This is a genomic window from Gemmatimonas aurantiaca (assembly GCF_037190085.1).
Taxonomy (GTDB): domain Bacteria; phylum Gemmatimonadota; class Gemmatimonadetes; order Gemmatimonadales; family Gemmatimonadaceae; genus Gemmatimonas; species Gemmatimonas aurantiaca_A.
The window spans coordinates 48,325-62,510 of record NZ_JBBCJO010000008.1 but is presented as its reverse complement, the minus strand read 5'-3'; the positions used below and the strand labels follow the sequence as shown (position 1 = coordinate 62,510).

At 66.2% G+C, this 14,186-nt stretch carries 12 protein-coding genes and 1 pseudogene; 3 read left to right on the top strand and 10 right to left on the bottom strand.

Translation table 11 applies throughout. The features are described from left to right. Window positions 1-46: 46 nt before the first annotated feature. The gene (locus WG208_RS11375; RefSeq protein ID WP_337171478.1) at window positions 47-1,732 is read left to right on the top strand and encodes a HEAT repeat domain-containing protein; all 1,686 of its coding nucleotides are present in this window, start codon (window positions 47-49) and stop codon (window positions 1,730-1,732) included. 103 nt (window positions 1,733-1,835) lie between these two features. Here WG208_RS11375 and WG208_RS11370 read toward each other — a convergent pair whose 3' ends face one another. After that, window positions 1,836-2,915 carry a M42 family metallopeptidase gene (locus WG208_RS11370; protein ID WP_337171477.1) on the bottom strand — a complete coding sequence of 360 codons (1,080 nt, stop codon included), beginning with the start codon at window positions 2,913-2,915 and terminating at the stop codon, window positions 1,836-1,838. Window positions 2,916-2,943: 28 nt separating this feature from the next. On the opposite strand from WG208_RS11370, the gene WG208_RS11365 reads away from it, so the two are divergent. Continuing rightward, a complete protein-coding gene (locus tag WG208_RS11365) occupies window positions 2,944-3,300 on the top strand; it encodes a sulfite exporter TauE/SafE family protein (RefSeq protein WP_337171476.1) in 357 nt (118 codons plus the stop codon). Window positions 3,301-3,659: 359 nt separating this feature from the next. On the opposite strand, the gene WG208_RS11360 is transcribed toward WG208_RS11365, so the two are convergent. The 9 genes and pseudogenes from WG208_RS11360 to WG208_RS11325 form a co-directional block, all read right to left on the bottom strand. Next, entirely contained in the window at window positions 3,660-4,562 is a 903-nt protein-coding gene (locus WG208_RS11360) for an ABC transporter substrate-binding protein (protein ID WP_337171475.1), read from the bottom strand. Window positions 4,563-4,615: 53 nt separating this feature from the next. Continuing rightward, the gene (locus tag WG208_RS11355) at window positions 4,616-6,343 is read right to left on the bottom strand and encodes an amidohydrolase (RefSeq protein WP_337171474.1); all 1,728 of its coding nucleotides are present in this window, start codon (window positions 6,341-6,343) and stop codon (window positions 4,616-4,618) included. Window positions 6,344-6,420: 77 nt separating this feature from the next. Then, a pseudogene (locus WG208_RS18780) lies at window positions 6,421-6,629 on the bottom strand (type II toxin-antitoxin system HicA family toxin). A 16-nt stretch (window positions 6,630-6,645) separates the two neighbouring features. Then, the gene (locus tag WG208_RS11350; RefSeq protein WP_337171473.1) at window positions 6,646-6,852 is read right to left on the bottom strand and encodes a hypothetical protein; all 207 of its coding nucleotides are present in this window, start codon (window positions 6,850-6,852) and stop codon (window positions 6,646-6,648) included. Window positions 6,853-6,941: 89 nt separating this feature from the next. Next, window positions 6,942-7,424: a fasciclin domain-containing protein gene (locus tag WG208_RS11345; RefSeq protein ID WP_337171472.1), complete on the bottom strand. Its 483-nt coding sequence runs from the start codon at window positions 7,422-7,424 to the stop codon at window positions 6,942-6,944. Window positions 7,425-7,583: 159 nt separating this feature from the next. Then, entirely contained in the window at window positions 7,584-7,883 is a 300-nt protein-coding gene (locus tag WG208_RS11340) for a helix-turn-helix transcriptional regulator (RefSeq protein ID WP_337171471.1), read from the bottom strand. Window positions 7,884-8,319: 436 nt separating this feature from the next. Further along, window positions 8,320-9,027 (bottom strand): PEP-CTERM sorting domain-containing protein, encoded by a 708-nt coding sequence (locus WG208_RS11335; RefSeq protein ID WP_337171470.1) that lies wholly within the window; start codon window positions 9,025-9,027, stop codon window positions 8,320-8,322. A 672-nt stretch (window positions 9,028-9,699) separates the two neighbouring features. Then, window positions 9,700-10,299, bottom strand: a complete 600-nt coding sequence (locus WG208_RS11330; protein WP_337171469.1) for a YggT family protein — start codon at window positions 10,297-10,299, stop codon at window positions 9,700-9,702. Then, window positions 10,296-11,591, bottom strand: a complete 1,296-nt coding sequence (locus tag WG208_RS11325; RefSeq protein WP_337171468.1) for a VanZ family protein — start codon at window positions 11,589-11,591, stop codon at window positions 10,296-10,298. The genes WG208_RS11330 and WG208_RS11325 overlap by 4 nt, the downstream gene beginning before the upstream one ends. A 178-nt stretch (window positions 11,592-11,769) precedes the next feature. Here WG208_RS11325 and WG208_RS11320 point away from each other — a divergent pair, with 178 nt between their 5' ends. Continuing rightward, the gene (locus tag WG208_RS11320; protein WP_337171467.1) at window positions 11,770-13,797 is read left to right on the top strand and encodes a hypothetical protein; all 2,028 of its coding nucleotides are present in this window, start codon (window positions 11,770-11,772) and stop codon (window positions 13,795-13,797) included. Window positions 13,798-14,186 lie beyond the last annotated feature (389 nt).

Sequence of the window (14,186 nt, the reverse complement as noted above, 5' to 3'; positions counted from 1 at the left end):
TTCCAGCTCCCGTAGTCCCCGCCCCGTAGCCCCAGCTCCCTTCTCCTTGCCTTCCCTCGGCTATCGTCGCTCCACGCCTTCCTCTTCGTCCGCCGAGTCCGGCGCGTTTCGGGTCGTGCCCGATGGGCGCGCGGCGCGGGGGGCGGTGCGGGCGTTGGCGTTGCTCGTCGATCGCATCGTGACGCTGGGGATGGCCGGTGCGGGGGATGCGCTCGAACGCGCGGCGGTGCGGGATGCGCTGCGGTCGCTGGCCGCGCGTATTCGCGAAGGGGCGATGCTGTGTCGCATTGTCGACGGGCAGTTCGTGCTGGCCGGTGAACCGGTGGACCCGGGACTCACGCGTGACGATCCCTTGCTGGCCTCGCTGCTGCAGCGGGGGATCGCCCTGGGTATAGGGGGGATCACCGTGCGGCAGGGCGCGGCACCGGGGGAGCTGTTCACACTGGCGTCCATGCTCGCCTCCTCGCCGCGCAGCCGGGAAGCGCCGCCGTTTTCCAGTGATACGCCCACCACGATGAGCAGCATCACCGGCACCGGCGGAGGCAGTGGCCTCGCCGGTGCCGAATCCGCGTCGCGCGAGTTGTTGCGCTCGTGGAGCGTGCTGGTGACACCCGCCGACGTGGCGTCGGAATACCGACTCGAAACACCGGCCGAGGGGATCGCCGCCATCAATGCCACCCTGCCCGAGGGGATGACCTCGTCGGTGGCGGCGACGGCGCTCACCAGGCTGACCGCGGCGCATGGGGATGACGCCGCTAATCATGCCGTCGATCAGCTCGTGCAGGTGCTCGATGACGCCGAGTACCGGGGCGATGCGCATGTGGTGGAGGGCATCGCGCGCGCGTGTGTCGCGCAGGTGCATGCGGTGGGAACCGGCGGGACCCGGCTCGCGCTGGAGCGACTGCTGCGTCGTCTGCAGCATCGACGCACGCTCGAACTGATCGGCGAACGGTTGCCGCATGTGCCCGATCGACTGATCCTGCTGGAGCTGTTCGCGCGCGCCGGCGAGATCGCCGTCGAGATTCTCGTCAATCAGCTCATGCGCGTCCAGGACGCTCCCGCCCGCCGCGCCTATTTCGACAGTATCGTCTCGCTCGACCTCGGCGCCACCTTGCTCTTCGAACTCGTACGCGATCCACGCTGGTATGTGGTGCGCAACGCGGTGGCCCTGCTCGGCGAGATGGGCGTGGAATACGCCGACACAGCGATGTTGCCGCTCGTCACGCACGAAGACGATCGCATTCGCATCGCCGTGGCCCGTGCCCTCATCCGGCTGGGCAGCGCCAAGGCACTGGCCGGACTGCACGGACTGATCGACGATCGTAACGCCGAAGTGCGCCGCATCGCCGCCGCATCGTACGGACTCACATCCAGCGCCAGCGGCAGTGTGCGTCCGCCCGCGGCGCGGCTGGCCATGGCCCTCGAACGCGAAACCGACGAAGACGTCGCGCTCGAAATGCTGGCTTCATTGGGGCGACTCGGATCCGCCGACGCGGTGCAGCGTCTGCTGCGTATTGCGCTGCCCCCGCAGCAACCCCAGGACGGCAGTGAACGACCTGCGCCCAGGGAGTCCTATCTTCGCGTGGCCGCGATCGAATCGCTGCTGCGCGCCCGCGGACAGGCCGTGGTGCCCGCGCTGGAGAGTCTGCGCAATGATCCCGATCCGGACGTCGCTGCGGCCGTGGCGGCCGCGCTGGCCACGTCGGCACGACGCCCGGAAGGGTGGGGATGAGAGACGACCGGATCCGGCGTCGTTGACCCTTGGGCCGAGAGACGGCCGGATCCGGTTATTGACCCTGGGAATGAGAGACGGCCGTATCGGGCTCCCTTGACCCTTATCGGTCGGTGAAATCGGTCGTGCTGGTCACCGCCCGGCATGTTTCCGCGATGAGCGTCGCGGCGCGGTCGAGGTCTTCCAGCGACACCATCTCGTTCGGCGAGTGCATGTAGCGATTCGGGATGGACACCAGTCCCGTGGCCACACCACTACGTGCGAGTTGCATGGCGTCGGCATCGGTGCTGGTGAACCGTCCGGCCGCATGAATGGAGAACGGCATCTCCAGGCGTTGCGCCGTGTCGGCCAGCAGACGGTATACCACCGGCGACACCACCGACCCACGCGTGAGTACCGGACCACCGCCGATGTTGTGTTCGCCGATCTCTTCTTTCTTCACGCCCGGATGATCGGTGGCGAACGTCACGTCCACCGCGATCGCCATCGTGGCTTCCTGCGAGTGCGCGGCCACCCGCGCGCCGCCGCCGGTGTAGCCGATCTCCTCCTGCGCCGTGGCCGCGGCCACCACGCGGGCATGACCGGGGTTTTCCGCGTAGCGACGCAGAGCTTCGAGCACGACGAACGCACCGATCCGATCGTCGATGCTGCGCGACACGATGCGATGATTGGGCATGTCCATGGCGCGTGAATCGATCACGCCCGCGTCGCCCACCTGCAGCAGCTCCAGCGCCTCGGCTTTGTTCTTCACACCGATGTCGACCCACAGATCGGTGATCTTCGAGGCCTTCTCGCGCTCTTCCGGCTTCATGAGGTGGATGGCCTTCTTGCCGATCACCCCGAACACCTCGCCGTTGCGGCCCAGGAAGCGCATGCGCTGCGCCACCAGCACCTGCGGATCCCATCCGCCGATGGGTTCGAAATAGACGTAGCCGTTGTCGTCGATGTGCGTGATGATCACACCGATTTCGTCGATATGACCGGCCAGCAGGATCGTGGGAGCGTTCGCGCCCCCGCTGCCTTCGACGGTGGCGTAGGAGTTGCCGATGACATCGGCGCGGATGGCGGTCGTGAACGTGGCCGCTTCAGTGCGCCAGACGCGCGCCGGCGCGCCCTCGAAGCCCGACGGGCCGGGCGTGTCGAGCAGGCGCTTCAGAAAGACGATGGAGGAGTCGGAGAGCATTCCTGAAATATACGTGGTAGGTTCAGGCATGATCTTCCTCCTCATCGGTATTGGACTTGGCGCCGGGATTCTCTCGGGGGTGTTCGGAATCGGCGGCGGCATCGTCATCGTGCCGGCCCTGATCTACCTCGCCGGAATGTCGCCCCAGCACGCCGCCGGCACTTCACTCGCGGCCCTTGTGCTCCCCGTCGGCGCGGCGATCGGCGCGATGACCTACTACCGCAACGGCCATCTGCACATTCGCGAGGCCCTGTTCATCGCGTTCGGCATGGCCATCGGCGCTTACCTCGGCGCGTTCATTTCCAACCACATAGACGCGGAAACGCTGCGCAAGGCATTCGCGGTACTTCTGGTTTTCACGGCGGTCAAGCTCTGGCTTGGGTGAGGACAGAGCTCCGACTTTCAGACGGGGTCAGAGGTGAGAGATCAGTCGGTCAGAACTGAGACGGCTATAGAGGAATGAGAAATCAGATGACCTACGAGATGAGAGGTCTGAGCACTTCGTCCGCGGAGTGGGTACTGACGCGAGGGATCGCGTGTTGCGGGGCGCTTCGCGCCCCGAGGGCCCTGCGGGCGCCCAGGCAGGAAGCCGGTGACACGCACGATCCCCTCGACCACCAGCGCTCAGATTTCTGACCTCGTGGTGGTCTGATCTCTCATCATTCGATCGCCGTCTCAGTTCTGACCGACTGATCTCTGACCTCTGACCCCGTCTGAAGATCTGAGGTCAGAGGCCAGAGTCCCTCACGTGACCCGCAGGGCGTGTCTCCTGTCGATCGGAGAAAACAGCGACGGATTGAAGATGCGCGCCATCGCTTCGATGCCATCGACAATGCGCGGCCCGGGGCGGGTGGTGAGACCGTTGGCGTCCATGGCCCAGACGATGCGGTTGGCCGCCCATGCCCATTCGGGACGCGCCAGACAGGCGCGCGCTTCCGCGGCCGCCGCCTGCACGCCGTAGCCGCAGGGCGCGAAGATCAGGATCTCCGGATCGGCCGCACGCAGCGCGTCCATGGAGACCGGCACCGAATGCGCGCCCGCCACCCCCAGCACGTCAATGCCACCGGCGCGCTTGATCTGTTCCGGGCCCCAGTGCCCCGCCAGATACACCGGCGATGTCCACTCCACGAGCGCCACCCGCGGACGTGGCGCCTTCGCCGCCTTGAGCGTCTCGTGCACGTGCTTCACGCGATCGTGCAGTCCCGCCAGCAACTCCTCGGCTTCGTCTGCCGCATCGAGCGCGTCGGCCACCGCACGGATATCCGCATAGATGCCATCGAGCGACGTGCCGCCCAGCGTCACCACGTTCGGCGTGGGGGAAAGACGCGAGGCCAGCGCCCGCACATCGGTTTCACGCACCGCACAGACATCGCAGAGCGCCTGTGTGAGCATCAGGTCGGGATGCAATGCGCGGATCTTCGTTTCGTCGAGCGTGAACAGCGCCAGCCCCTCGGCGTGCTGTGTCCGCACCGCCTCGTCGATGGCCGCCGGATCGTGCGTGTCCGGCAACGCCCGCTTCGTGACCCGCGCCCGCGAGCCCACGACATCGGGATAGTCGCATTCGTGCGTCACGCCCACGAGCGACTCCGTCGCGCCGAGCAACGCCACGATCTCCGTCGCCGCCGGTAACAGGGAAACCAGTCTCACGTCATCGTCTCCAGCTCATGTCCGCTCGTATCTGCCCGCATGGGCCCGTACGGCTAGTGTCTGACCGTTCCCTCGTACACCGCCTTGCCACCCACATAGGTCGCCAGCACCTTCGTCTTCAGCACCAGTTCCACCGGTACGCGCATGATGTCCTGATCCAGCATCACGAAGTCCGCGTACTTCCCGGGTGTGATCGAACCCAGCTCCTTCTCCTGGAACCCCGAATACGCCGGCCAGATCGTCATGCTGCGCAGCGCATCCTCGCGCGACATCTTCTGCTCGGGATACCAGCCGCCTGCCGGCCAGTCACGACCATCCTGACGCGCGATGGCCGCGTGGAAGGAGATGAGCGGATTCACCTCCTCCACCGGAAAGTCCGAACCGTTCGGGATCACCACACCCGTCTGCAGCAACGACTGCCAGGCATACGCACCGTACAGGCGCGTGGGGCCGAGACGTTTGCCGATCCAGTACATGTCGCTCGTCTGGTGACTGGCCTGCATGGACGGAATCACCCCCAGCTGCGCGAAACGCGGGATGTCGTCGTAATGCAGGATCTGCGCGTGCTCCACGCGGAAACGATGATCCACGCGCGGCGCGAGACCGAGCGCTTTTTCGTAGGCGTCGAGCACCACCCGGTTGCCGCGGTCGCCGATGGCATGGGTGTTGACCTGAAAGCCGGCCCGGAGACCCGCCTCCGCGACATCCTGGATGTGCTGCGGCGCGCTGAGCAGCAGACCCGTGTTGTTCGGATCGTCGCTGTACGGTTCGAGCAGTGCCGCGCCGCGTGATCCCATGGCGCCATCGGCGTACAGCTTGACGGCACGCACCCACACCTGTCCGTTGTAGAGCCCCGAACGGGGACCCTGTGCGAAGTAGTGCCGCAGGGCGGCCGAATCGTCGCCGATCATGACATAGAGCCGGAGATTCAGCTCCTGCTTCTGCGCCATGTCCTCGAAGAGATCGATGTTCGCGCGGGAGGCGCCCGCATCATGCATGCCCACCAGACCGAACGAATGCATGCGGGCCACCGCGTCCTTGAGCGCCGATCGCATTTCTTCGCGCGTGAACTCCGGCACTTTCGCCCCGACGATGCCCTGCGCGCGATCGATCAGCACGCCCGTGGGATTGCCCTGCGCGTCCTTGAGGATCTTGCCGCCGTCGGGGTCTTTCGTGATGCGCGTGAGACCCGCGAGACGCATGGCCGCGGCGTTCACGAAACCCGCGTGACCGTCCACCCGGGTGAGCATCACCGGATGATCGGGAATGGCCGCCGAAAGAGCCTCGTGGGTGGGGAAGCGCGTGTCGGCCCAGGCGTTCTGATCCCATCCGCGGCCGGTGATCCACGTGCCCTTGGGCAGGTTCCTGGCCTTCTCGGCTACTCGTGCGACCACCTCGTCGAGACTGCGCGTGCCCACCAGATCCACGGCGCGCAGTTTCTGCGCGAGGCCCGCGAAGTGCGCATGCGCGTCGACCATGCCCGGAATGATCGTGCGCCCCTCGGCGTCGAGCATGCGGGTGGACGCCCCCTTGAGCATCGTCGCTTCGCGCTGGGATCCCACGAAGACGATGCGTCCGTCACGCACCGCAAATGCCTCCACGAGCGGACGGGCATCGTCGGCCGTGTAGACGCGGGCATTGGTGACGATGAGATCGGCGGGCGCCGGCGCGGTCTGCGCCTGTGCACCCTGTGCGGAGAGAGAAGCGGGGTGGAGCAGCGCCGGAGCGAGCAGAACGACCGCGGCCAGCCTGATGCCGCGCGCGGGGAAGGAAAGACGCATCGGAAGGAGTTGGGGAGGGCGAGACACTCCCCAATTATCCTCTCGGCGCTGACTCCGCAACAGCGCCCACGGCTTCGCTACAGATCGTCTGGCGTGAGCCCTGTGTGTTTTGCGAGGCGTGCGAGCATCCGAGGGGCGATCTCCTCGTGATCGTGAAACGTAAACACCGTGTCGGGCCACCCATCCCGGGTCAGCGGTGCGAACTCGTCTCTCGTTTGATCCGCCAGCCGATTCGCTGCAACGCGGCGAGGGCCCGCCGAGCCTTGGTCGCTGGCCATTCACTCATGTGACCACCCAGGTCGTCAGGCGGCGCGAAAATCGAGCGGGAGGAGACTCGGCGCCGATTCTCCGTTTTCCAAGCGATCCGCGAGAACCCGCAGCGCGAGCGTCTGCACCCGCGAGATGGCCTCGTCCTCCGTCGCACCATAGGCGAGCACCCCCGGCAACTCGGGGATCTCGGCGAGGCAACGGCCATCCGCCTCGTGGTCAACTGCAACGGTCAGGTACACGGTAGGCTCCGCGAGTGAAGATCCGATGACTGCAATTTAACGGGGAAGTCCGGTGAAATGACCGTCCCGGGAGCCGGACCTTGCCGCCGCTACCGCCCCGGCGGCATCATGACCGCATCGATGCCGTGGATGACCCCGTTCTTCGCGGCGATGTCGGCCTGGGTGACATGTGCGTTGTTGATCATGGGTGTGCTGCCCATGACCGAGATCTTGGCTTCCCGTCCTTCGACCGTCTTGCGTCCCGTGCCGGCCAGCTTCACCGCATCGGCGGCCGTGATCTTTCCGGCCACCACATGATAGAGCAGCACGCTGCGCAGTCGTGAGCGGTCTTTCGCGAGGGCATCGAGGGTGCCGGGCGTCAGCTTGGCGAACGCCTCGTCGGTGGGGGCAAAGACCGTGAACGGCCCGGGGCCGCGGAGCGTCTCCGTCAGTCCGGCGTCACCCAGCAGCTTCGTCAACGTCTTGAACGAGCCGACCGCGGTGGCCGTCTCGATGATGTCCTTGTCCTGGGCCTGGGCCGCCAGCGGCGACATCGCGATCGCGGCGGCAGTGATGAGGGACCAGTGGCGCATGGAAGGCACTCCAGGCAGAAGTCGGGCCGGGCGGCGCCAGGGCCGGCAGGCGCTGGCGGGCCATCGTGCGGCGCTGGAATGCGCCACGTCGGATTATACCACACGACACTGAACGCGGGTCCAGTGACCGGCACCGGCATCAGGTGCTCACGTAGGACGTCAGGCCGCTTGCTTCGGGGTTCGCACGGAGACTCGAACTTCCGCGCCCGTCTTTCCAAGGTACGCAATCAGCGTGTCCACGCTGAAGCGATCGATTTTCGCACGCAGCAAGTCGCTGATGCGCGGCTGTGAAACGTCCAGCACCGCAGCCCACTCGGCTTGTGTTGTCCCGAACATGGTCAGCCGCTTCCGAAGCGCGATCATGAGATCGGAGCGCAACTGCAAGTTGGCCGCCTCGGCAGGCGCGAAACCCAGATCCGTGAAGACATTACCACTGCCGCGCGTGATCCTGGCCGTCATGAAGTGTGGTCCTCAGCAGGTTGCCCGCTGTCGCAAAGTTCCCGATACCGCTTCTCGCCGAGCTCCAGATCCATTCGTGCGGTTTGTCTTGTCTTCTTCTGAAACGCATGCAGCAGATCGAGCTCCTGGCCAACACGTCGTCGAGCGGCTGCCGGGAAGGCCCGCAGGTCCGCCAGTGTGGAACCCACCCAGTGAATGGGGCGGCGGTGAACCACCGGGAATATATCCGTTTGTATATACTTCCGGCAAAACACCCCGGCTTCCGGGGATCGGACATCCGATACCCGAAAGCTGAGACTCGAATGTCAGTGATCCGTCAGTTGGTCGGTCGATTCGTTCTTTGAGATTTCGGAAGAGTCAAAAGAAAAGGGCGCCCGAAGGCGCCCCTTTCACATCCAGTGGACGGTCAGCAGTGACCGTCCAACGCTGTTTTCGCTCAGACCGACCGGCGGCGACGGGCCACGGCCGCCATGGCCATGAGACCGGCGGCCATCAGCGCGTAGGTGCTGGGCTCGGGCACGGTCGACGTGGCGGCGTTCGCGATCCGGAGACCGTCGGTGGAGCCGTCACCCTGGAGCACGAAGCGGATGGACGTCGCACCCTGATACTGCGCGGCCGACAGGGTGAAGGCCGAGAGGCACGAGCCCGGGAAGCCACTCGACGGGAAAACTCCGTCACCATCGCGGCAGAAACCAGACACTTGGCTGCCAGACGGCACATCCATCAACCAGGAAGAGCTGGGCGCCACTAGACCCGAGAGCGAGTTGTTGGACGCATCCAGGAATTCGTAGCCGAGCAGTTGGTTGTCCCAACCGATGGACCCGGTGATGGGCGCCGAGCCGAGCAGGCTCGTCTGGAAGTGATAGATGGAAGCGGAGCCGACACTGCCGGCGGTGTTGACACCGATCCAACGCGACGTCGGGCCATCGTTCGGGGCCCACGGCGCCGAGGGCGGGTTCAGGATCACCGACGCCGACGCGGGACCGTACGTCGGAACCATCGAAAGATTGAACGCGCTGACCGTCCAGTAGGCGTCGGTCGAGCCGGCACCCACGCCGGTGTTCATGATCTGCGCCTGCACCGAAGTGGCGGCAGCAACGACCAGCGAAAGAGCAGCGGTGACGCGCGAAAGAGACGTGATCATGTGTCGGATGATGAGGACGGCAAACGGAGTTGCTACTCCTTCTGCAAATCCCGGTCCATGGAAAAATCAGGCCGAAGCAATGACTTCCGTGCCAATTGTCACCGGAACGTGATACCCATGTGGCGCGAGCGCCGCAGGGACCGGATAGTCGACCACAAGCCCTAAGGCCTACCCGGCCCGCGCAGATCCACGACGAACGGCCGGTGGTCCGACCCCACATCAGGCGTCACCCGCGCCCGCTTCACCCCGAACCCATCGCGGTCCATACAGCAGCACCGTGAATGGCAACGATGTTTCGGAGCGTGTACAGGCCCCCACCATGTGAGCGCCATCCCAACGAGTCACGTCCAGGCAAGTGCAACGGAAAGGCGGGACACTATCGCGCCGGGAAATGAGATCGGTGGGTCAGATGGTCAGATATTCAGAGGCCGGAGATCAGAACCCAGACGGAGATAGGAAGCAGGATGGAGGAGTCAGATGTCAGAAGTCCGAGCACTGGTGGTCGATGGTGGCGTGCGTGCTCCGGGTCGCAGGCCCGGCCAGCGGAGCCGGTGGCGCGCACAGTCCTCTCGACCGCCAGTGCTCAGATCTCTGACCTCGTAGTTGTCTGATTTCTCATCATTCGATCGCCGTCTCAGTTCTGACCTGCTGATCTCTGAAATCTGACCTCTGTCATCTGATCAGCGAACCAATGATGACGGATTCGAGTAGGCCCAGCCCGAAGTACGCTACGATCACCGTGATGTCGATCATGCCGATGGTTGGAATCACATTGCGCATCGGCGCCAGGAACCACTCGGTGAGCACGTACGACCACCGCCACCACTTCGAGTAGGGACTGCCGCCCACCCAACTCGCGATCACGCGCGCGAACAGCGCCACACGCAGCACGGTGAACGTCCATTTCACCAGCACCGCGATCAGCGAATAGCCCGAGGTGGCGGCGAAGAGCAACATCACCAGCTGATCGCGCAGGAACTGCACGCCGGAGATAAGCAGCAGGCCGCCGATGATGACCGCCGCCAGGGCCCACCAGGGCGCCGAGTAGGGGGAGCCGCCCGCGCGCAGCAGCCGGCGTTCCATGGGCGCGACGAGCCAGGGCTCGACACGCTCACGGATCGTGCGGGCCAGGGGCGAGAACGGCGAGATCCGCCGGGTGCGGACGGCCCAGGAGCCGATGGCGCCGGCGGCGGCGATCGCGCCGGCGGCGAAGACGGCCGGACGCACCACGAGCAGCAGCGCGTCGAGGAATCGGACCACGGTTTCGATCATGCGCGAATAGTACTCCGCTGACCCTCGGGTGATCGCTGCGTGGCCAGATCGATCAGCACACCCAGCGCGATGGACAGGCCGATGACACTCCACTGCAGCGCGGGAAGCGACGCCACGCCCGATAGCGCCTGCAGCGCGGGGAAGAGCGCGAGCACGGCGATCGTCACGCCCCCCAGCACCCACGGAGCGTGACGACCACTGCGCGTGCCCCACCATCCCAGCGGCAGAAACAGCGTCAGCAGCCATGCGGTCAATACGGCGGGCGCGAGCGGATGATGCACGTTCACCAGCGTCTGGATCATCGCCCAGCCCATGGTGGGCTCGAGACGCACCACGTTCGTGGTGCCGGTGACGGGCTCGGTGAGCATCAGCTGCGTACGGTCGCTGTGCCCGATGAGCCGGAGCGGCCGTGGATCGTCGGGGGTACGTCCGGCGAACACCCCGCGCAGCCGCGCGCCGGGCATGGCCAGGCCCCACAGCCAGGCCCGCCGGGTGGAGGAAAAGACCGCGTCGTCACCTTTCTGCGCGAGCATGGCCACCGCCAGGGTGTCGTCCTCACGATGCACGTACACGAACGACCGGGTATTCGTGGCCGTGTCCCGTCCCAGGACGGTGCCTTCGACCGTGAGGGACGACGGCTCGGCGGGTACGGCGATGACCACGGGGCCCGTGCCGCGGTGCGGGAACATGTGGCCATTCACCACGGCCTGACGCGGCTCGCCGTCGTACCAGCCCAGTCCGGGCGAGTATTCGAAGCGGCTGATGTGGAAGCGGTCGGGATCCGGCTCCGGATCGGCGCGGCGGGGACCCAGGGCGAGTGTGGTGATCGTGATGACACCGGCGACCATGGCCAGCCAGGCCGCCGTGAGCCACACGGCCGCCCGCCCCTCGGCCATGACCAGGGCCGGTCCCCAGCGCACCGCCAGCAGACCCACCGCGGTGCCGGCGGTGTTGGCCACCACGTCGGCCAGCGCCGCCGACCGGCCCGGCGGGATGCCCAGTGACTGCAGGGTTTCCACCGTCAGCGACAGCGCCGCGCCCATGAGCAGCGCCCAGGGCCAGCGCACGCGCAGTCTGGCCAGTGCGGCGCCGAGTGGGGCGAAGAGCAGGACATTGCTGACCGCGTCCATCACCCACAGTCCGCCGCAGGCCAGGCACCAGCGGGGCGGCGCCTGACCAAGTTCGATGGCATTGCCCGGCAACAGGGTGGCCGCCAGCACCAGCAGTACGGCGACGGCAACCGCGGCGAAAGAGAGCCGGCGTTTCCGGGAGCGAAGGTTGGTTTGAACCACGCGGTATCACGGTCGAGGTCGGCACAGCGATTGCTCCCATACTCCCGGTGTGAGAGCCGGTGCCACTTCCGTAATACCCGCCCATATGACCGCAAGTGTCAACCCCACAGTTACTTACGACGCGCCTTCGCCGCTCCGGCAGGGTCGGCGCGCTGTATGGGGGTGGGCAACGGCCCTGATGTTGTTGCAGGCATGCAACGGCGGCGACGCACTGGCGCCCGTGGGATCCGAAACCGGGGTGGCCCTTCCCGCCGTGGTGAACGGCACGCCACTCGTCTCCCGGGTGGCGCCCGATACGATCGAGGCCGGGCAGTTGCTGGTGCTCACCGGACAGGATCTGCCCACGACGCTGGCCGGCGTGCGGGTGACGCTGGGGGACACGCCGCTCGATGTGCGCGCCATGAGTGCGACCCGCATGGAAGTCGCGGTGCCCGTGGGCGTCTTCCCCTGCTCGGCGGTGACGGTGAAGCGCCTCGACGTGGCAATGGGCGCGACCACGCTGCTTTCGCAGGACGTGCCGCTCCGCACGGCGCAGCGGATCCTGCTCGAGCCGGGCCAGTCCCTGTCGGGCCAGTCCCTGTCGGCCGGGTCCCTGTCGGATCAGTCGGAGACGGGCGCGGAAACGACCGCGGCGGACGTGTCGGGGTGCTTCGAACTCGTAGCCGCCGGCCGTCCGGACAGCAGCTCGGCGGCCCCACGCTTCGTGATGGCCCTGGTGAATCCCGACACCGACCTCTCCCGTTCGGCAGTGTTCTCCGTGCACGGCATCGGCAGCCCCACCGCCGCCACCACCCGCGTTATCACGCAATCCGCAATCCCACAACTCACCACCCCGGCTTCTCACCTCCAAACCCACACCCCCGAACCCGAAACCCCAACCGCCGACACCCACGGCGCGCTCCTCCAGACCCAGGCCCGCCTCGCCGGCACCCCCGGCATGGCCCGTCGCGGCTGGCAGCAGCGCCGGTCTTCATTCGCCGCCACGCGCACCGAGCGTCAGGTCGGCGACACGGTGACCATGACCGCGCTGCTCAACAGCTGCACGCAGGGGCAGCCGGTGAAAGCGCGTGTCGTGTATGCCGGCACACGGGCCCTCGTGCTCGAGGATGTGAACGCCCCGCGCGCCGGACGCATGGACCAGAGTTATCGGGCCATCGGCGCGGAGTTCGACACGCTCGTCTACCCCATGCTGAAGCGCGACGTCGGCGATCCATTGGCCATGAACGACATGATGGCCGGCGACGGACGCGTGACGATGCTCTTCACGCGTTTCGTCAACGACTCGGCGCCGGGCACTGCCGGGTACGTGAGCGCGTGCAATTTCCATCCGCGCAGCACCTTCGCCGCCAGCAACGAAGATGAAGTGTTCTACGCGCGCACCGCGACACTCACGGAGACCCCCGACGAATGGCGTCGGACGATGCGTGCCACGGTGGTGCACGAAGCCAAACATCTGGCCAGCTTCGCCGAACGACTGGCGCGTGGGATGCCATTCGAGGAGACGTGGCTGGAAGAAGCGACCGCGCGCATCGCGGAAGAGCTGTACGCCCGCCACTTCCCCGGCGGCGGCGCGTGGCGCGGCAATACGTCCTTCAGCGGCAGCCTCGAATGTGAACTGCTGCAGTGCGACGACCGACCGCTGGTGATGTGGCGCCACTTCTCGCAGTTGTACGGCTATCTGCGTGAAGCGGGCACACTCTCGCCGCTCGGCCCCACCAGCCGCAACGACAACAGCTGGTATGCGAGCGGATGGTCGTTGGTGCGTTTCGTGCTCGATCGTTACGTGCAGGACGAAGGAGCCAGTCTGCGTCAGCTGGTGCGCGGTGATGCCGGCCGCGGGCTGGCCGCGCTGGAATCAGTGGCGTCCACGAAATCGGGCGACGTGTTGTCGTCGTGGGCACTGGCGAACATCGGCGTCACCGATGTCGTCGATGTCACCGGCACCGTCAATCGCGCCGGAAGCTGGGACGTGCCTTCGATGTGGACCGGACTCGCGCAGTTGTATGCCGGCGTGTACGACGCCTCACCGCTGCGTAGCGATCGGCAGGTGCTGGGTTCGGAGTTCACGAGTGTGCAGCGCGTAGTGGCCGGCGGCTCGGCGTATGTGGTGCTGGAGGGTGATGGTGCGGCGATGTCGCAGATTGTGCGTGTGACGCCCGGTGAGAATGGGGCGGCACCCGTCTGGAAGGTGGCGCGGGTGCTGTGAGAAAAGCGTCGGCACAAGCGAAGGTGTGCTGTGTGGACGACGACATATGTCCCCGAGCAGGCGCCGGACCGTGTTATATCTCGCAGTATGATTGACTGGAGCTCGTGCACGGTGGTCGAACAGGACCGAGAGCGGTACAGCGGTGCGTGTGCCTGATCTGCAGTACACCGTTGATTTGCTGGCCCGAAGCCGCTTGCAACCGTGCACAGCCTCCTCCGCCGAAAACCCTAGTTAGAGGAAACGAATTGTCCGCTCAATCCCACACGCCCCGAGATGGCGTCGGTGACCGTGCGGAAGATCCGGCGCTGGCACTACGACCCGTTGCTCGCGTCGGGTGGTGTGCGGCAAGTGTCGACTCATCGGAGCCCGGAGCGCGAGACCGAGTTCCG